The 17780-nt window shown below is 68.6% G+C and carries 16 protein-coding genes, 1 other RNA gene and 1 pseudogene; 12 read left to right on the forward strand and 6 right to left on the reverse strand.

Annotated features, from left to right (window positions below):
• Positions 1-7: 7 nt before the first annotated feature.
• From BA022_RS17685 to BA022_RS17730, 10 genes and pseudogenes are all read left to right on the forward strand, one after another.
• Positions 8-1207: an acyl-CoA dehydrogenase family protein gene (locus BA022_RS17685; protein ID WP_088888318.1), complete on the forward strand. Its 1200-nt coding sequence runs from the start codon at positions 8-10 to the stop codon at positions 1205-1207.
• A 25-nt stretch (positions 1208-1232) separates the two neighbouring features.
• Complete coding sequence (locus tag BA022_RS17690) at positions 1233-2363, forward strand: acyl-CoA dehydrogenase family protein (protein ID WP_088888319.1); 1131 nt, start codon at positions 1233-1235, stop codon at positions 2361-2363.
• A gap of 109 nt (positions 2364-2472) precedes the next feature.
• Positions 2473-3303: an oxepin-CoA hydrolase, alternative type gene (locus BA022_RS17695; RefSeq protein WP_088888320.1), complete on the forward strand. Its 831-nt coding sequence runs from the start codon at positions 2473-2475 to the stop codon at positions 3301-3303.
• 35 nt (positions 3304-3338) lie between these two features.
• Positions 3339-4574 carry a CaiB/BaiF CoA transferase family protein gene (locus tag BA022_RS17700; RefSeq protein WP_011806825.1) on the forward strand — a complete coding sequence of 412 codons (1236 nt, stop codon included), beginning with the start codon at positions 3339-3341 and terminating at the stop codon, positions 4572-4574.
• A 70-nt stretch (positions 4575-4644) separates the two neighbouring features.
• Positions 4645-5640 carry a Bug family tripartite tricarboxylate transporter substrate binding protein gene (locus tag BA022_RS17705; protein ID WP_011806824.1) on the forward strand — a complete coding sequence of 332 codons (996 nt, stop codon included), beginning with the start codon at positions 4645-4647 and terminating at the stop codon, positions 5638-5640.
• An 11-nt stretch (positions 5641-5651) separates the two neighbouring features.
• Positions 5652-6626 (forward strand): NAD(P)H-dependent flavin oxidoreductase, encoded by a 975-nt coding sequence (locus BA022_RS17710; RefSeq protein WP_011806823.1) that lies wholly within the window; start codon positions 5652-5654, stop codon positions 6624-6626.
• Between the two features lie 21 nt (positions 6627-6647).
• A complete protein-coding gene (locus BA022_RS17715) occupies positions 6648-7397 on the forward strand; it encodes an electron transfer flavoprotein subunit beta/FixA family protein (RefSeq protein WP_015914289.1) in 750 nt (249 codons plus the stop codon).
• A 21-nt stretch (positions 7398-7418) separates the two neighbouring features.
• Positions 7419-8351, forward strand: a complete 933-nt coding sequence (locus BA022_RS17720) for an electron transfer flavoprotein subunit alpha/FixB family protein (RefSeq protein ID WP_088888321.1) — start codon at positions 7419-7421, stop codon at positions 8349-8351.
• Between the two features lie 267 nt (positions 8352-8618).
• Positions 8619-9372 (forward strand): annotated as a pseudogene (locus tag BA022_RS17725) (amidohydrolase); the annotation flags it as partial.
• 56 nt (positions 9373-9428) lie between these two features.
• Positions 9429-9680 carry a trimeric intracellular cation channel family protein gene (locus BA022_RS17730; protein ID WP_302076988.1) on the forward strand — a complete coding sequence of 84 codons (252 nt, stop codon included), beginning with the start codon at positions 9429-9431 and terminating at the stop codon, positions 9678-9680.
• 12 nt (positions 9681-9692) lie between these two features.
• On the opposite strand, the gene BA022_RS17735 is transcribed toward BA022_RS17730, so the two are convergent.
• The 5 genes from BA022_RS17735 to cysK all read right to left on the reverse strand — a co-directional run bounded on the left by BA022_RS17735 (position 9693) and on the right by cysK (position 15744).
• Complete coding sequence (locus tag BA022_RS17735; protein WP_088888322.1) at positions 9693-11474, reverse strand: NAD(P)/FAD-dependent oxidoreductase; 1782 nt, start codon at positions 11472-11474, stop codon at positions 9693-9695.
• Between the two features lie 102 nt (positions 11475-11576).
• Entirely contained in the window at positions 11577-12629 is a 1053-nt protein-coding gene (locus BA022_RS17740; protein ID WP_088888323.1) for a lysylphosphatidylglycerol synthase transmembrane domain-containing protein, read from the reverse strand.
• Positions 12630-12642: 13 nt separating this feature from the next.
• Complete coding sequence (gene clsB, locus BA022_RS17745) at positions 12643-13860, reverse strand: cardiolipin synthase ClsB (RefSeq protein WP_088888324.1); 1218 nt, start codon at positions 13858-13860, stop codon at positions 12643-12645.
• Positions 13860-14630, reverse strand: a complete 771-nt coding sequence (locus BA022_RS17750) for an endonuclease/exonuclease/phosphatase family protein (RefSeq protein ID WP_187305987.1) — start codon at positions 14628-14630, stop codon at positions 13860-13862. The genes clsB and BA022_RS17750 overlap by 1 nt, the downstream gene beginning before the upstream one ends.
• Before the next feature lie 196 nt (positions 14631-14826).
• Positions 14827-15744 carry a cysteine synthase A gene (gene cysK, locus BA022_RS17755; protein WP_011806815.1) on the reverse strand — a complete coding sequence of 306 codons (918 nt, stop codon included), beginning with the start codon at positions 15742-15744 and terminating at the stop codon, positions 14827-14829.
• A 243-nt stretch (positions 15745-15987) separates the two neighbouring features.
• Here cysK and BA022_RS19380 point away from each other — a divergent pair, with 243 nt between their 5' ends.
• Entirely contained in the window at positions 15988-16158 is a 171-nt protein-coding gene (locus tag BA022_RS19380; protein WP_015914283.1) for a hypothetical protein, read from the forward strand.
• 49 nt (positions 16159-16207) lie between these two features.
• Positions 16208-16549: RNase P RNA component class A (rnpB, locus tag BA022_RS17760), an RNA gene on the forward strand.
• 65 nt (positions 16550-16614) lie between these two features.
• Here the strand turns inward: rnpB and BA022_RS17765 are convergent.
• A complete protein-coding gene (locus BA022_RS17765; protein ID WP_088888325.1) occupies positions 16615-17739 on the reverse strand; it encodes a M48 family metallopeptidase in 1125 nt (374 codons plus the stop codon).
• Between the last annotated feature and the right edge of the window lie 41 nt (positions 17740-17780).

Here is a 17780-nt window from a genome sequence, read left to right on the forward strand (position 1 = left end):
GACTCCCATGGATCTGCAATTCACCCCCGAGGAGCAGGCATTTCGCGACGAAGTGCGTGCGTTCCTGAAAGACAAGCTGCCCGCGCGCATCGCCGCCAAGGTCAAGGCCGGCCAGCGCCTGACCAAGGAAGACCAGGAGGAATGGCACGCCATCCTCAACGAGCGCGGCTGGCTGGCCAACCATTGGCCCCAGGAGCACGGCGGCCCCGGCTGGGGCGCGGTGCAGAAGTTCATCTTCGACACCGAATGCGCGCTGGCCGGCGGCCCGCGCATCGTGCCGTTTGGCGTGAACATGCTCGGCCCGGTGCTGATCAAGTACGGCAACGAGCAGCAAAAGAAGTACTGGCTGCCCCGCATCCTGAACGGCGATGACTGGTGGTGCCAGGGCTATTCGGAGCCTGGCGCGGGCTCGGATCTGGCCTCGGTCAAGACCACGGCCGTGCGCGACGGCGACCACTACATCGTCAACGGGCAAAAGACCTGGACCACCCAGGGCCAGCACGCCAACATGATCTTCTGCCTGGTGCGCACCAACAAGGAAGCCAAGGCGCAGGCCGGTATCAGCTTCCTGCTGGTGGACATGACGGCGCCCGGCGTGGAGCTGCGCCCCATCCGCACGCTGGACGGCGACAAGGAAGTCAACGAGGTGTTCTTCACCGACGTGAAGGTGCCCGTGGAAAACCTGGTCGGCGAAGAGAACAAGGGCTGGACCTACGCCAAGTACCTGCTGACGTATGAGCGCACCGGTATCGCCGGCGTGGGCTTTTGCATCTCGGCGCTGGCCAAGCTCAAGGTCATCGCCGCCAAGGTACATAAGAACGGCAAGCCTTTGAGCCAGGACCCGCTGTTCGCCGCGCGCATGGCGCGCGTGGAGATCGACCTGGAAAACATGAAGACCACCAACCTGCGCGTGATCGCCGCCGTGGCCGGCGGCGGCGTGCCCGGTGCGGAAAGCTCCATGCTGAAGATCCGCGGCACCGAGATCCGCCAGGAAATCCTGTCGCTGATCCGCCGCGCCATGGGGCCGTATGCCGTGCCCTACATCGACGAGGCCCAGTACGAGGGCTGGAACGAGGCGCCCGTGGGCGGCATCGACGAGGCCGCCACCGCCGCGGCCAGCTACTTCAACTACCGCAAGCTGTCGATCTTCGGCGGCTCCAACGAAATCCAGAAGAACATCATCTCCAAGATGATCCTGGGCCTGTGACCTGATCGCGCGGGAAGAAAAGCACATGAACTTCGCACACACCGAAGACCGCCGCATGCTGGCGGACACGCTCGGCCGCTTCGTCTCCGAGCAGTACGCCATCGAGGCGCGCAACCGCATCGCCTATGGCGACGAGGGCCACAGCCCGCAGCTGTATGCGCAGTTGGCCGAACTGGGCGCCATCGGCGCGCTGTTTCCCGAGTCCGAAGGCGGCTTTGGCGGCGCGGGCTTTGACATCAGCGTGGTGTTCGAGAGCCTGGGCCGCGGCCTGGTGGCCGAACCCCTGCTGGGCGCGCTGGTGGTGGGCCAGGCGCTGATCGCCGCGGGCAGCGACGCGCAGAAGGCGCGGCTGGAAGACCTCGTGGCCGGCACCGCCATCGCCGCGCTGGCGCATGACGAGCCCGGCGGCCACTACGAGCTGAACCGCGTGACCGCCACTGCCGCACGCACGGCCGGCGGTTGGGAGCTGAACGGCGCCAAGGGCGTGGTGGCCTTCGGCGAAAAGGCCGACCTGCTGCTGGTCTCGGCACGCACGGCCTGCGGGCCGCTGGACGAGGCCGGCATCAGCCTGTTCCTGGTCGATGGCAACGCGGCCGGCATCGCCAAGCGCGCCTACAACCGCTTCGAGGGCGGCCGTGCGGCCGAACTCACCTTCAACAATGTGCAACTGCCGGCCGATGCGCTGCTGGGCGCCGAGGGCGAGGGCCACGCCGTGCTGCAGCACATCGCGGGCTATGCGCTGCTGGCGCTGTCCGCCGAGTCGCTGGGCGCGATGGACGTGGCCAAGGACCAGACGCTGGAATACCTGCGCACGCGCAAGCAGTTCGGCGTGGCCATCGGCACCTTCCAGGCCCTGCAGCACCGCATGGCCGACCTGCTGCTGGAAGTCGAGCAGGCGCGCTCGGCCGTGATCAACGCCGCCGACGCCATCGACAACGCCCAGGGGGCCGCGCGCGACCGGGCGCTGTCCGCCGCCAAGTACACCGTGGGCTACGTGGGCACGCTGGTGGCCGAGGAGAGCATCCAGCTGCACGGCGGCATCGGCATGACCTGGGAACTGCCGCTGGCGCACTACGCCAAGCGCCTGGTGATGATCGACCACCAGTTTGGCGACGAGGACCACCACCTGCAGCGCTTCATGGCCCTGGCGGCCTGAGGCGGTTCTCTGGAGCCCCTTCTTCGTTGGAAGAGGGGGTTAAGCATAAAAATAGCCACGAGCCATTGCGCATCAAGCGCGGATAGCTACAAAATAAATAGCATAGGAGATGCCCGTGACCGACAAAGCCCTGGATGGCGCGCCAGACGGCGTCCTGCGCACCCGCCGCGAAGGCGCCGTGCTCGTGTTGTCCCACAACAATGTGGCGGCGCGCAATGCGTTGTCGCCCGCGTTCTATGCCGCCGTCACCCAGGCCTTGGTGGACGCCGTGGCAGACCCCACCATCGGCGCCGTGGTGCTGACCGGTGAGGGCGGGCACTTCTGCGCAGGGGGCGACCTGCGCCAGCTGGCCAAGCGCCGCGAGCTGCCCATCGCGGAGCGCCGCGCCAAGCTGGAAGGCCTGCACGACCTGATCCGCGCCGTGCGCGACTGCCCCAAGCCCGTGATCGCCGCGGTGGAGGGCGCGGCCGCGGGCGCCGGCCTGTCGCTGGCGCTGGCCTGCGACATGCTGGTGGCGGCAAAGAACGCGGTGTTCTCCGTGGCCTACGTCAAGGTGGGCCTCACGCCCGACGGCGGCGCCACGGCTTTCCTGGCCGAGTTCGTCTCGCGCCAGGTGCTGACCGAGCTGTGCCTGACGGGTGAGCGCATCAGCGGCGAGCGCCTGCACCAGCTCGGCCCGGTGAACCGGCTGTCCGAGCCCGGGCACGCACTGGCCGATGCGGTGGCGCTGGCCGCGCAGGTGGCCAGCGGCCCCGCGTGGACCATGGCCCGCATCAAGGAGCTGTGCCGCGCCGCGCCGCGCACCACGCTGGAGCAGCAGCTGGAGCTGGAGGCGCAGTGCATGGTGCGCGCGCAGGAGACCGCCGAATCGCGCGAGGGCATCGGGGCCTTTCTGGAAAAGCGCGCACCCGACTACACGAAACTGCGCGGCGCGCACTGATTTTCGTATTGGCCGATATCCAAGGAGACAAGCCCATGGCATCCAACGCACCGACCCACGACATCGACTTTCCGCTCGACGGCGTGAGGGTGCTTGATCTTTCCCGCGTGTTCGCCGGGCCGCTGTGCGGCCAGGTACTGGCGGACCTGGGGGCCGAGGTCATCAAGGTGGAGCACCCGGGCCGCGGCGACGATACCCGCGACTGGGGCATGCGCATCGGCAAGACCGAGACCACCTACTACAACAGCATGAACCGCAACAAGCGGTCCATCACCCTCGACCTGCAAAGCCCCGAGGGGCTGAAGATCGTCCACGAGCTGCTGCCGCAGTGCGACGTGGTGATCCACAACTTCAAGACCGGCGGCGCCGAGAAGCTGGGCCTGGGCTACGAGCAGCTCAAGGCGATCAAGCCGGATCTGATTTACTGCGCCGTGGCCGGCTACGACACCAGCGGCCCCGAGGCCAAGCGCCCCGGCTACGACCTGGTGATCCAGGGCGAGACCGGCCTCATGGCGCTCAACGGCGAGGCGGGCACGCCGCCGCTGAAGTTCGGTGTCGCCGTGGTGGACCTGATGACCGGCATGTACGCCGGCCAGGCCGTGCTGGCGGCGCTGTTCCAGCGCAGCAGAACGGGGCGCGGGCGCCTGATCGAGATGGCGCTGTACGACTGCGGCCTCACCATCACCGGCTACTACGGCCTGGACGCGCTCAAGCTCGGTCACGACCCCGAGCGCTACGGCAACGCGCACCCGTCCATCGTGCCGTACGGCATGTACGAGTCCGCTGACGGCCCGCTGATCATTGCGGTGGGCAACAACGCGCAGTTCGACAAGTTCTGCCGCCAGGTGATCGAGCGGCCCGACATCGTCGAGGACCCGCGCTTCGCCACCAACGTGAACCGTGCCAAGCACCGGCTGGAGCTGGGTCCCATGCTCAAGGAGCTGATCGCCACCTTCCCGCGCGACCTGCTGCTGCAGCGCCTGACCGCGGCCGGCATCCCCTGCGGCAAGGTGGCAGGCCTGCACGAAGCGCTGACCAGCGAGCGCACGCGCCGCGGCCGCCTGGTGCAGGACATGCCGCACCCCGTCGAGGGCACCACACCGGTGTTCGCACCGCCGTACCGGCTGGACGGCCAGCGCCTGCCGATCCGCAATGCCCCGCCCACGCTGGGAGAGGGCACGCGTGAGGTCTTGCACCGGCTGCTGGCGCTCAGCGATGAGCAGTTGCAGGCCTTGCAGGCGCAGGGCGTGCTGACGCTGCCACCGCAGTGAGCTATCTAAAAGATAGCTGCCAGCGCTTGATGGGTCAGCGCTGGAACCATTTTTTATTCTAGGAGACGTCATGAAATTTTCTGCAATCACCCGCCGCACCGCACTGGCCCTGGCCGCCGCGCCCCTGCTCGCCAGTGTGGCCGGCGGAGCCATGGCGCAGGCCGCCTGGCCCGACAAGATGGTCAAGCTGATCGTCCCCTTCCCGGCGGGCGGACCTACCGACACGGCCTCGCGCATCGTGGGCCAGAAGCTGGCCGACCGCCTCAAGCAGCCCGTGGTGGTGGAGAACCGCGCGGGGGCCTCCGGCTCGATCGCTGCCGCACAGGTCGCCAAGAGCCCGGCCGACGGCTACACGCTGATGATGCTGGCCACCCCCACGCTGCTGGCGCCTCACCTGTACAAGAAGGCGGGCTACGACACGGTGAAGGACTTCACCCCCGTGGCCATGGTGTACGACCTGCCCATCGTGGTCGTGGTGAACCCCACGCAGCTGCCTAACGTGACCGACCTGGGCTCGCTCATCCAGCATGCCAAGGCGCAGAAGGTGCCGATGAACTACACCAGCTCGGGCACGGGCAGCTTCGGCCACCTGAGCATGGAACTGCTCAAGCAGATGGGCGGCTTCGACATGCAGCACGTGCCCTACAAGGGCAGCGCCCCTGCCATCACCGACACCATCGGCGGCCAGGTGCCCGTGATGTACTCGGACCTCATCGCCGCGCTGCCGCACATCCAGGCCGGCAAGCTGCGCGCCATCGCCGTGGGATCGCCCCAGCGCGTGGGCGTGGTGCCCGATGTGAAGACCATTGCCGAGCAAGGCTTCAAGGGCTACGAGGCCGTATCCTGGGGCGGCTTGGTGGCGCCCTCGGGCACGCCCAAGGCCGTCGTGGACCGCGTGGCCCATGAGGTGCGCCAGATCCTGGCCGAGAAGGAAGTGCAGGACCGCCTGCTGGGCGCCGGGGCCATTGCCCATTTCATGGACCCCGCCCAGATGGGCCAGCGCGTGCAGCAGGACTACACCCGCTGGGGCCAGGTGATCCGCGACAAGGGCATCGCCAACGACTGAGCGAGCGCGCCATGAAGACCCGCATCACCGAGCTCTTCGGCATAGAGCACCCGATCCTCCAGGGCGGCATGCACCACGTGGGGTATGCCGAGCTGGCCGCAGCCGTCTCCAATGCCGGCGGGCTGGGCATCATCACCGGCCTGACGCAGAAGACGCCCGAGTTGCTGGCGCAGGAGATCGCACGCTGCCGCACGATGACCGACAAACCGTTTGGCGTGAACCTCACGTTCCTGCCGTCGGTGAATCCGCCCGACTACCCGGGCTATGTGAAGGCGATCATCGAGGGCGGCGTGAAGATCGTCGAGACGGCAGGCAACAACCCGCAGAAGTGGATGCCCGCGCTGAAGGAGGCCGGCATCAAGGTCATCCACAAGTGCACCTCGGTGCGCCACGCGCTCAAGGCCGAGTCCATCGGCTGCGACGCGATCAGCGTGGACGGCTTTGAATGCGGCGGCCACCCGGGCGAGGACGACATTCCCAACTTCATCCTGCTGCCGCGCGCTGCCGAAGAACTCAAGATCCCCTTCGTCGCCTCGGGCGGCATGGCCGATGGGCGCAGCCTGGTGGCTGCGCTGGCGCTTGGCGCTGACGGCATCAACATGGGCACGCGTTTCATCGCCACCCAGGAAGCGCCGGTGCACGAGAACGTCAAGCAGGCGATCGTTGCGGCCTCCGAACTGGATACGCGGCTCATCATGCGCCCGCTGCGCAATACCGAGCGCGTGCTCACCAACAGCGCCACCGAGCGCGTGCTGGACAAGGAGCGCGCACTGGGCGCCGCCATCACCTTCGCGGACATTGCGCCCGAGGTGGCCGGCGTCTACCCGCGCATCATGCAGCAGGGCGACATGCAGGCCGGCGTGTGGTCCTGCGGCATGGTTGCCGGGCTGATCCATGACGTGCCCACCGTGCAGCAGCTCATCGACTCCATCATGTCCCAGGCCGAAGCGCTGATCTCCCAGCGCCTGGCGGGCATGCTCCGATAACCCAGCAGAAAGAGACTTGTTATGAAAATCCTCGTCCCCGTCAAGCGCGTGGTGGACTACAACGTGAAGGTCCGGGTGAAGTCGGACGGCACGGGCGTAGACATCGCGAACGTGAAGATGAGCATGAACCCCTTTGACGAAATCGCCGTGGAAGAGGCGGTGCGGCTCAAAGAAAAAGGCGTGGCCACGGAAGTCATCGCGGTGAGCTGCGGCGTGGCGCAATGCCAGGAAACGCTGCGCACGGCGATGGCCATTGGCGCCGACCGCGGCATCCTGGTGGAGACCGATGCCGAGCTGCAACCCCTGGCCGTGGCCAAGCTGCTCAAGGCCCTGGTGGACAAAGAGCAACCGGGCCTGATCATCCTGGGCAAGCAAGCCATCGACGACGACGCCAACCAGACCGGCCAGATGCTGGCGGCCCTGGCCGACCTGCCCCAGGCCACCTTCGCCAGCAAGGTCGAAGTGGCCGGCGACAAGGTCAGCGTCACACGCGAAGTCGACGGCGGCCTGGAAACCCTGCAGCTGACCACCCCGGCCGTCATCACCACCGACCTGCGCCTGAACGAGCCGCGCTACGTCACGCTGCCCAACATCATGAAGGCCAAGAAAAAGCCGCTGGACACCGTCAAACCCGAAGACCTCGGCGTGGACGTGGCCCCGCGCCTCAAGACCCTCAAGGTGGCCGAACCCCCGAAGCGCGGCGCCGGCGTGAAAGTGCCCGATGTCGCCACGCTGGTGGACAAGCTCAAGAACGAAGCCAAGGTCATCTAAAGGCAGGACAGGAGAAACAACATGACCGTACTCGTCATTGCAGAACACGACAACGCCAGCCTCAAGGCCGCCACCCTGAACACCGTCACCGCCGCACTCGCCTGCGGGGGCGACGTGCACGTGCTCGTCGCCGGTGAAGGCGCGCAGGCCGCCGCCCAGGCCGCCTCCCAAATCGCCGGCGTCGCCAAAGTCCTGCACGCCGACGGCGCCAGCCTGAAGGACGGCCTGGCCGAGAACCTGGCCGCCCAGGTGCTGGCCATCGCCGGCAACTACAGCCACATCCTGTTCCCGGCCACCGCCAGCGGCAAGAACGTCGCCCCGCGCGTGGCCGCCAAGCTGGACGTGGCGCAGATCAGCGACATCACCAAAGTGATCTCCGCCGACACCTTCGAGCGCCCCATCTACGCGGGCAACGCCATCGCCACCGTGCAAAGCGCGGACAGCGTCAAGGTCATCACCGTGCGCGGCACCGGCTTTGACGCGGCGCCCGCCACGGGCGGCAGCGCCGCGGTGGAAACCACCGCCGCCGTGCCCGACGCCGGCAAGAGCAGCTTTGCCGGACGTGAAGTCACCAAGAGCGACCGGCCCGAGCTCACCGCCGCCAAGATCATCGTCTCGGGCGGCCGGGCGCTGGGCAGCAGCGAGAAGTTCAACGAAGTCATGACCCCGCTGGCGGACAAGCTGGGCGCGGCCATTGGCGCCAGCCGCGCAGCGGTGGACGCGGGCTACGCTCCGAACGACCTGCAGGTGGGGCAAACGGGCAAGATCGTGGCGCCGCAGCTGTACATCGCGGCGGGGATCTCGGGGGCGATCCAGCACCTGGCAGGGATGAAGGACAGCAAGGTGATCGTGGCGATCAACAAGGACCCGGAGGCACCGATCTTTGCGGTGGCCGACTATGGGCTGGAGGCCGATCTGTTCCAGGCCGTGCCGGAGATGGCCTCTCGGTTGTAACCGGGCGCACCCGCACGGCACTGGGGTGCCGTGCGGGATCGCACCTCTCGTCCTTCCTCAGGCTCCTGAGCGACGATCCGCGGCACCTTCTTGATCCCTCAGCTTGGCGTCGGAGCGGGCATTTCCAGCCGCATCGCGCTGCGCCGCCTGCCTCCAGCGGCATTCGTGTGCTGCCAGTAGTGTTTTGCGTATCGGCCTCGGACGGTGGTGTCGTGCGGAGACAGAATGCGGCACAGTTGCACACGCACACCAAGCCGGGAGCCGTCCATGAACCCACTCGCCGAGGCACTCAGGAGCCGCAGCGGCCCGCTGCTGGCGGAGCTGGAAGGCATCTACAAGGATCTGCACCAGCATCCCCAGCTTTCCATGCAGGAGGTGTGCACCGCGGGCATCGCGGCAGATTACCTGGAGGCGCTCGGCTATGAGGTTGCGCGAGACATCGGCGTCACCGGTGTCGTGGGAGTGCTGCGCAATGGCACCGGCGCTACTGTGATGCTGCGCGCCGACATGGATGCGCTGCCCATGGCTGAGAACACGGGCCTGCCCTATGCCAGCACCGTGCGTGCTGCCGATGAGGACGGTGCGGAGGTGGGTGTGGCCCATTCCTGTGGCCATTGACCTGCACGTGACCTGGCTGATGGGTGCCGCCCGCGTGCTGGCTGAGCACCGCGACGCATGGACGGGCACCGTACTGGTGGTCTTTCAGCCGGGCGAGGAAGTGGGCCGGGGCGCCAGCAGCATGGTTGCCGATTGGGATGATGCGCGCTTTCCCCGGCCGGACATCATCCTGGGGCAACACGTCATGGTGGGGGCCAGCGGTACCGTGAGCTACCGGCCGGGCGTCATCCTGTCGGCGGGCGACAGCCTGAAGATCCGGCTGTTCGGACGCGGCTCGCACGGCTCGCAGCCGCAGACGTCCATCGACCCAGTCATCATGGCCGCGTCCACGACGCTGCGCCTGCAGACCATCGTTTCGCGCGAGATCTCACCCATGGACAACGCGGTGCTTACCATCGGGTCGGGGCCCACAAGGCACTGCTCCACGGCCACAACGCCGAGCTGGCCATCCTCCTGGGGATGGTGACGGCCGTCGGCGGCGGCGTGGTGCGCGACGTGCTGCTCAACCGCGTACCGATCATCCTGCACAAGGAGATCTACGCGCTTCCGGCATTGCTGGCGGCGGCGATCCAGGTGATGGGGCAGCGTATGGAATGGTGGGTGACGCTGACGCCCTGGTTTGCTGCGTCGGTCTGCCTGGCCGTGCGTCTTCTGGCGTTGCGGTATTCGTGGAGCCTTCCGCCGGTCTGGAGAAAGGCGCCGCCGCAGTGAACTGGCCCCGGCTCAGGCCGCCCCACCCGAACCGCGCGTGCCCGAGGAGGGCAGCGGCAGGCCCAGCATCGCACAGGCCACGGCCTCGCCGACCTTGATGCCGTCCACGCCGGCCGAGAGGATGCCGCCCGCGTAGCCCGCGCCCTCGCCGGCGGGGTACAGGCCGGCGGTGTTCAGGCTCTGGAAGTTGTCGCCGCGGCCGATGCGCAGCGGCGACGAGGTGCGCGTTTCCACGCCCGTCAGCACCGCGTCGTGCATGTCGTAGCCACGGATCTTGCGGCCGAAGGCGGGCAGGGCCTCGCGCATGGCCTCGGTGGCGAAGGCGGGCAGGGCGTCGTCCATGCCGACCAGTGTGACGCCGGGCTTGTACGACGGCTGCACGTCCCCCAGCGCGGTGGACGCGCGGCGCGCCAGAAAATCGCCCACGCGCTGCGCCGGGGCGTTGTAGTTGCCGCCGCCCAGGCGATAGGCGTTCGACTCCAGCTGGCGCTGCAGCACGATACCGGCCAGCGGATGCACCTGCCCGGTGGGCAACGTGTCCACGCCGTGGGCTGCGCCCAGCGCGGCCTCGAAGGCCGCGGGGTCGCGCGGATAGTCCTGCGGGTCTACACCCACCACCATGCCGGCGTTGGCGTTGCGCTCGGCGCGCGAATACTGGCTCATGCCGTTGGTGACCACGCGCCCGGGCTCGCTGGTGGCGGCCACCACGGTGCCGCCGGGGCACATGCAGAAGCTGTACACGGTGCGCCCATGGCTGGCGTGGTGCACCAGCTTGTAGTCGGCCGCGCCCAGCAGCGGGTGGCCCGCATGCTTGCCCCAGCGCGCGCGGTCGATCACGCTCTGCGGATGCTCGATGCGCACGCCCACGGAGAACGGCTTGGCCTCCATGGCCACACCGTGCGTGTGCAGCATGGCGAAGCTGTCGCGCGCGCTGTGGCCCAGGGCCATGACCACGTGATCGGCGCGCAGCTCCTGCACTGCGCCGCTGGCCAGATCGCGCACGCGCAGGCCGCGCAGGTGGCGCCGGCCGGCGGTGTCGGTTTCGATGATCACGTCGTCCACACGCTGCTCGAAGCGCACTTCGCCGCCCAGCGCGATGATCTGCGCGCGCAGCGACTCCACCACTTTCACCAGCTTGAAGGTGCCGATGTGCGGGTGGGCCACGTACAGAATCTCGGGCGGGGCGCCCGCTGCGACGAATTCCTCCATCACCTTGCGGCCCAGGTGGCGCGGGTCCTTGATCTGGCTGTAGAGCTTGCCGTCGCTGAAGGTGCCGGCGCCGCCTTCGCCGAACTGCACGTTGGACTCGGGGTTCAGTTCGCGCTTGCGCCACAGGCCCCAGGTGTCTTTGGTGCGCTCGCGCACGGGCTTGCCGCGCTCCAGCACGATGGGCCGGAACCCCATCTGCGCCAGCACCAGCGCCGCGAAGATGCCGCAGGGCCCGAAGCCCACCACCACCGGGCGCTGTGCGGGCGCTTTGCCAGCGCAGCCCACCGGGCGCCAGGCCATGTCGGGCGTGGGCTGGATGTGCGGGTGGCCGGTATGGCGTGCCAGCAGGGCGCCGGCCTGGGACGCATCCGCGAGCTGCAGGTCCAGGATGTACACCGCCATCAGGTCGGCCTTGCGCGCGTCGAAGCTGCGTTTGTGCACGTGCAGGGCGGCGATGGCGGACTCGGGCACGCCCAGCACCTGTGCGGCCTGGGCGCGCAGCAGGGCGTCGGGGTGGGTGTCGGCGTCGTAGGCGCCGGCGGGCAGGGCTGCCAGCGGCAGCTTGATTTCGGAGAGGCGGATCATGGGGTGCGGCCCGTGACTATCGGGCGGTGCCAAAGAGGAGGGCGATCATAAGGGAGCGCCGCACGGCCATGACCGGTGCGGAGAACTCAATTTGCTATTGTATTAATAGCGACTTGCGCTTGTCTGAAAAGCGCTAGGGGCTGATTTTGCTTGAGAACTGGTGGTCGGCTGATGCCGCCGCCACCACAGCTCGGTCGCCAGCAGGGCCAGCGCCGCGGGCGCGAGCGGCGCGAAGTAGTACACCGCGCGGAAGGCCAGCACCACGGCCAGCGCCTGGCTCACGGGCAGGTGCACGGCCAGCACGGCCGTGCCCACGGCCTCCAGCACACCCAGGCCGGCGGGGATGCGCGAGACCAGCCCGGCCACCGCGCCCAGCAGCACCGTGGCCAGCGCCGCGGCGTAGGGCACCTGCTGGCGCGCCAGCACCCACACGGACGCGGCCATCAACGCCCAGTGGGTGCACGACAGCACCAACTGCAGCAGCGCCACGCGCCAGGTCGGTAGCGGCAGGCGTCGCCCGCGCAGCATCAGCGGTCGGTGCCCGCCGCGCCGCGCGCACAGCGCCAGGTAGCCCAGCGCGACGCAGGCCAGCACCGTGCCCAACCAAGGGAGCTGGCCGCTGCCCATACGCCAACCCTCGGGCAGCGGCGGTGTCCAGGCCCAGAACAGCGCACAGGCCAGCACGCAGTAGCCCAGCCAGTTGGTGGCGATGGACAGGCTGATCACCTGCGCGATCTGGCCCACGTCCAAGCCCTGGCGCGAATACAACCGGTAGCGCACCGAAGCGCCGCCGATCAGCGAGCCCAGGTTGAGCGTGAAGGGGTAGGCGATCAGCGTGACGCCCATGGTGCGGGCGGCGCCCAGCCCGTGGCGTACCACGTGGCGACCGAACAGGTCGAAGCACCCGTACACCAGGTGGCCGGCCCAGGCCAGGGCCGCGGCTGCAGCCAGCGTGGGCACAGGCAGCGCGCGCAGCGCCTGCCATACGCTGGGCCAGTCCACCTGCAGGCCCTGGCGCACCAGCAGCCACACCACCAGAGCGGCCACCGCTGCCATGGCCACGCCGGCCAGCCAGCGCCAGCCCCGTAAGCGGCGCCACCCGCTGCGGCGACGGCGGTGCGCGGTGTGGACAGGCGAAGTGGCAGGGCCGTGCATGGGCTGCCTTGCCTCAGGACGCGCGCGCCGTTTGGTCAGCGGGCGGCTCGGCCTGCATGACGGCGATGGCGGGCTCGTGTCGCGGCAGCCAGCCCGCCCAGGCGGGAAACCAGCGCATGAGGTGGTACACGCAGTAGCCGCGCAGCAGGCGCAGTGCCTCCCAGGCGCCGCGCGGAGCGGGCTCCACCTGGCGGCAGTGCCGCTGCATCAGGCGCGACAGGCGCTGATACAGCAGCGCATTGAAGGAGGCATCGCGGATGACGACGTTCGCCTCCAGGTTGAGCGACAGGCTGAGGGGGTCGAGGTTGCTGGAGCCCACGGTGGACCACTCGCGGTCCACCAGCGCCACCTTGCCGTGCAGCGGGCGCTCGCAGTACTCGTAGATGCGCACCCCCGCGCGCAGCAGGTGGTCGTACAGCAGGCCGGCCGCGGTCTTCACGATGGGCATGTCGGGTTCGCCCTGCAGGATCAGGCGCACGTCCACCCCGCGCCGCGCGGCGCGGCGCAGTTCGCGCACCAGCCGGTAGCCGGGGAAGAAATACGCGTTGGCGATCACCACTCGCTCGCGCGCGGCGCGCAGGGCGATACGGTAGTGGCGCTCGATGTCGTTGGTATGCCGGTGGTTGTCGCGCGTGACGAACATGGCGTGGGCTGAGCCCGCTGCGGGCAGCTGCGGCAGCGGTTCGTGGCGGTGGGTGCGCTGGACAGACGGGGGCAGGACCGCCGTGCGGGTGAAGCGGTGCATGTGCGCCACGATGGGGCCATGCACCTCGACGGCATAGTCTTGCTTGGCCTGCGGGCCGAAGTCCGCCACATGGTCCGCCGAGTAGTTGATGCCGCCGATGAAGCCCAGCGTGCCGTCCACCACCACAATCTTGCGGTGCATGCGCCGCAGCAGGTTCAGGCGCTGGCCGAAGAGGCGCCGCCCTGGGTCGAACACACGAAAACGCACGCCCGCCTGCACCAGGCTGTCGACAAAATGATCAGGCAGGTCGGGCGAGCCAAAGCCGTCCACCAGCAGGTTCACCGACACGCCGCGCCGCGCGGCCTGCAGCAGCGCCGCGTGCAGCCCCTGGCCGATGTGGTCGTCGAACAGGATGAAGGTCTCCACCATCACCTCGCGCTGCGCCTGGGCAATGGCCTCGAACACGCGCGGGAAGAACTCCTCGCCGTTCTCCAGCAGGCGAAAGTGGTTGCCGGGTATCCAGCGCGAGGACGGGCGCGGGCGCATCACAGGAGGATCTCCGCGGCCAGCGGCGCATGGTCCGACAGGCGGTTCCAGGGCCTGCGCGGCAGGCTCATCGGCGTGTGCACCGAGGTGCCGCGCACATAGATGCGGTCCAGCGGCAGCAGCGGCAGCGATGCGGGAAAGGTGCGCACGGCACGCCCGCAGGCTTGCACGAACACTTCATGCAGGCCGGCTTCGCGCTGCAGCACGTCGTGCGCGCGGCCGCGCCAGTCGTTGAAGTCACCCGCGACGATCACCGGGTCCTGCGTGGGAAACGAATGCACCAGCGCGGACACGCGGCGCAACTGCTGCTGGCGGTGCGCCTCCTGCAGGCCCAGGTGTACGCAGATGGCATGGACCGGCCGTGAATGCTGGGGCGGCTGCAGCACGCAGTGCAGCATGCCGCGGCGCTCCGGGCCGCTGACCGAGATGTCGTGGTTCTCGTAGTGCACGATCGGGAACTTGGACAGCAATGCGTTGCCGTGGTGGCCATCGGTGTAGACCGCATTGCGGCCATAGGCGTACTGCGTCCAGATGGAGTCGGCCAGGAACTCGTAGTGCGGCTCCTGTGGGAAATTGGTCACGCGCCCCGCATGGCGCTGGTGCGTGCCCAGCACCTCCTGCAGGAACACGAGGTCGGCCGATACCTGGCGCACCGCCTCGCGCAACTCGTGCAACATGAAGCGGCGGTTGAAGGACGTGAACCCCTTGTGCACGTTCACGGTCAGCACCTTGAACGCGACGGGGGAGGAAGAAGGCGGGTTCTGAGTCATGGGGAAATCCAATGCCGGCCCGCTGCCGGGGGGCGCACCGCAGCGCGGCAGCGGAGGGCGATGGGGCATTGTTTCCCTGGCGGTCGGCACGCGGCTGTAGGACGGTGGACCATGCCGGTGCGTGAACATGCCGCGTCGTTGCGTTGGCGGCAAGGCATAAAAAAGGCCCCTTGCGGGGCCTTGTCAAAAAGGTGCGTCAGGCGGGCAGGAAACCCTCGACCGACAGATAGCGTTCGCCGGTGTCGTAGTTGAAGCCCAGCACCCGCGCGCCCGCGGGCAACTCGGGCAGCTTCTGGGCAATGGCGGCCAGTGTGGCGCCGGAGGAAATGCCCACCAGCAGCCCTTCCTCGCGCGCGGCGCGGCGGGCGTATTCACGCGCGGGCTCGGCCTCGACCTGGATCACGCCGTCCAGCAGGCTGGTGTCCATGATCTGCGGCACGAAGCCCGCGCCCAGGCCCTGGATGGGGTGCGGGCCGGGCTGGCCGCCCGACAGCACGGGCGATTGCGAAGGCTCCACCGCGAACACCTTGAGTTGCGGAAACTGCGCCTTGAGCACGCGCGCCACGCCCGTGATGTGCCCGCCCGTGCCCACACCGGTGACGAGTGCGTCCAGCCCGTCGGGGAAGTCGGCGGCGATTTCCTGCGCCGTGGTGCGCATGTGCACTTCGACGTTGGCCGGGTTTTCGAACTGTTGGGGCATCCAGCTGCCGGGTGTCGCGGCCACCAGTTCCTGCGCGCGGGCGATGGCGCCTTTCATGCCCTTTTCCTTGGGCGTGAGGTCGAAGCGGGCGCCGTAGGCCAGCATCAGGCGGCGGCGTTCGATGGACATGCTGTCAGGCATCACCAGCACCAGCTGGTAGCCCTTGACGGCCGCTACCAGCGCCAAGCCAATGCCGGTGTTGCCCGAGGTGGGCTCGATGATGGTGCCGCCGGGCTGCAGAGCGCCACTGCGCTCGGCCGCCTCGACCATCGCCAGGGCGATGCGGTCCTTGATGGAACCGCCGGGGTTGGCGCGCTCGGACTTCACCCACACGTTGGCACCCGCGCCGAACAGGCGATTGATGCGCACATGGGGAGTGTTGCCGATGGTGTGCAGGATGTTGTCGACTCGCATGGTGTCTCCAGGGTAGAGGGTGGGAATCCGGCAAAGCGGGAGAGGCGTCCATTGTGGGGGAGTCGTTCAGCGGCGTCGCGATATGGATATTCCCGCTGTGGATATGGCGCCGGCGTGAATCGTCCGCCTGCGGGCCGGCTCGATTGATATGCATCAAGATTTGCCGGCGCGTGCGCGCCTGCCTGCGCCATCGGTCGGGTGCGCGCGCGACAATGGTCTCGTCTTCACTTTCCCTCCTGCGCCATGACCTTGCTGCACACCACCATGCTCATGCTCACCGCGAGCTGTGCGCTGATGCTGATCGGTTTCTCGGCGCGCGAGTCGCGCTGGGGCCCGGCGCTGATGATGGTGGGCATCGTGGGCGCGCTGCTGCTCATCGCCTACAACATCTTCCAGTTGTTGCCCGCGCATTGAGCGCGCCGGCCGCGCGCCGCAGCGGAGAAACGCGGATAATTGCGCCCGTGAAGCACGCCAGACCGCCGCTGGTGCAATCTGGGAAACCAGGCACTGGAGGAACGTCCGGACTGCACAGGACAGCGTAGCAGCTAACGGCTGCCCACCGTGAGGTGAGGATCAGAGCAACAGAGACGAGTCCCGGGGGAGTGCCTGCGAAGGCAGACCACTGGGGGTGAAACGGGCAATCTCTACGCGCAGCAATACCAAGTAGGCCAGCGTTGACGTGGTTCCGCGGAGCTGGCGGGTAGGTAGCACCGAGCCGTGGTGGTGACACCCGGCCCAGATTAATGGCGGTCACGCTGCGGGCAACCGCAGTGCACAGAATCCGGCTTATCGGCGCGCTTCACACTTTTATGCCAAAAAAGCTGCCAGCCCTTGCCAGTCAAGCGCTGGCAGCTCTTTTTTCAGGAGCGCTCAGGAGCAATACGGCGCACGGCCGGCGCGCAGCGCGGTGGCGCGCTCCAGCGTGTCCGGATGGGTGCTCAGCAGCGTCCACAGGCCGTGGGATTGCGGCGGGTCCTCGGGCGTGGGAGGGGCCTTGCCGGCCTGCGGGGAGGGGGTTGTGGAATCCTCGTCCCGCAGCATGGCCAACAGCAGGTCGCCCATCGGTGCGGTGGGCAGGCCGGCATGGCGCATCAGTGCGAGCGCGTGGCAGTCGGCCTCGCGCTCATGGCTGCGGCTGTAGGCCAGGCCCGTGAGCAACGAACTGCCCGTGGCCACCAGGCCGGACACGTCACCCAGCGCCAGCCCCAGACCCACCTGCAGCACCCCCTGCTCGACGAGCATGCGCGTGGTATGCCGGTGGGCCACATGGCCGATCTCGTGTGCCAGCACGCCCACCAGCGCGTCGTCGTCCAGGCGTTGCGCGCGGGCGGTTTCCACCAGCGCATCGGTCATCACCACCGTGCCGCCGGGCAAGGCGAAGGCATTGGGCCCCAGGCCGGAGCGGAACGCGAGCGTGTAGTGCGGCGCGTAACCGCCATAGCGCTGCAGCGCCGCGGGCGAAGCGGCCAGCAGCGCATCGAAACGTGCACGCAGCGCGGCTTGGCGCGCAGGCGTGAGCGTGGTGGGTTTGAGCGTGCCCGCGTCCATCTGCGCCAGCGCGCTCTGGGCCAGCGCCACCTCCCAGGCCAGCGGCACATGGCGCGTGAGCTGCGCGGCCAGCCAGGGCGTGCCGTGGCGGTAGAACGCGAACAACCCGGCCACGGCCAGCACCAGGACGACGGCAAACACGCCCCAGCGCGTCTGCATGCGCTGCGCCAACCCCGGCCGGTGGCCGGCCGCATCCAGCGCGGCCTGCCAGGCGGCGGGGTCGTCGATCTCCAGGCTGCCGTCGTCGCCCAGATCGGCCACGAGTTTTGGTTGCGGACGCCGGGCGTTCCAGGCCTCGGGCCAGGTCACGGCGCGGTGGGCAAAGCGGCGCGGCGGCGCACCGGGCACATGCAGTTCCAGCGCGGGGCCGTCGGGCGCGGGCAGCAGCCGCACCTGCACCGCGCGCGGTCGGCTGCTGCGCCCGTCGAACCAATGGGCGAGCACCATGCCCGTCAATCGCGTCTCCGCGAGGGGGCGCTGGGCGAAGG

This window comes from Diaphorobacter nitroreducens (assembly GCF_002214645.1).
GTDB classification, from domain to species: domain Bacteria; phylum Pseudomonadota; class Gammaproteobacteria; order Burkholderiales; family Burkholderiaceae_C; genus Diaphorobacter; species Diaphorobacter nitroreducens.

Excerpts from the sequence above, each read along its gene's own strand:
- BA022_RS17685 (WP_088888318.1), top strand. The coding sequence starts at position 8 with ATGGATCTGCAATTCACCCCCGAGGAGCAGGCATTTCGCGACGAAGTG.
- BA022_RS17690 (WP_088888319.1), top strand. The coding sequence starts at position 1,233 with ATGAACTTCGCACACACCGAAGACCGCCGCATGCTGGCGGACACGCTC.
- BA022_RS17695 (WP_088888320.1), top strand. The coding sequence starts at position 2,473 with ATGCCCGTGACCGACAAAGCCCTGGATGGCGCGCCAGACGGCGTCCTG.
- BA022_RS17700 (WP_011806825.1), top strand. The coding sequence starts at position 3,339 with ATGGCATCCAACGCACCGACCCACGACATCGACTTTCCGCTCGACGGC.
- BA022_RS17705 (WP_011806824.1), top strand. The coding sequence starts at position 4,645 with ATGAAATTTTCTGCAATCACCCGCCGCACCGCACTGGCCCTGGCCGCC.
- BA022_RS17710 (WP_011806823.1), top strand. The coding sequence starts at position 5,652 with ATGAAGACCCGCATCACCGAGCTCTTCGGCATAGAGCACCCGATCCTC.
- BA022_RS17715 (WP_015914289.1), top strand. The coding sequence starts at position 6,648 with ATGAAAATCCTCGTCCCCGTCAAGCGCGTGGTGGACTACAACGTGAAG.
- BA022_RS17720 (WP_088888321.1), top strand. The coding sequence starts at position 7,419 with ATGACCGTACTCGTCATTGCAGAACACGACAACGCCAGCCTCAAGGCC.
- BA022_RS17730 (WP_302076988.1), top strand. The coding sequence starts at position 9,429 with ATGGTGACGGCCGTCGGCGGCGGCGTGGTGCGCGACGTGCTGCTCAAC.
- BA022_RS17735 (WP_088888322.1), bottom strand. The coding sequence starts at position 11,474 with ATGATCCGCCTCTCCGAAATCAAGCTGCCGCTGGCAGCCCTGCCCGCC.
- BA022_RS17740 (WP_088888323.1), bottom strand. The coding sequence starts at position 12,629 with ATGCACGGCCCTGCCACTTCGCCTGTCCACACCGCGCACCGCCGTCGC.
- clsB (WP_088888324.1), bottom strand. The coding sequence starts at position 13,860 with ATGCGCCCGCGCCCGTCCTCGCGCTGGATACCCGGCAACCACTTTCGC.
- BA022_RS17750 (WP_187305987.1), bottom strand. The coding sequence starts at position 14,630 with ATGACTCAGAACCCGCCTTCTTCCTCCCCCGTCGCGTTCAAGGTGCTG.
- cysK (WP_011806815.1), bottom strand. The coding sequence starts at position 15,744 with ATGCGAGTCGACAACATCCTGCACACCATCGGCAACACTCCCCATGTG.
- BA022_RS19380 (WP_015914283.1), top strand. The coding sequence starts at position 15,988 with ATGACCTTGCTGCACACCACCATGCTCATGCTCACCGCGAGCTGTGCG.
- BA022_RS17765 (WP_088888325.1), bottom strand. The coding sequence starts at position 17,739 with ATGGTGCTCGCCCATTGGTTCGACGGGCGCAGCAGCCGACCGCGCGCG.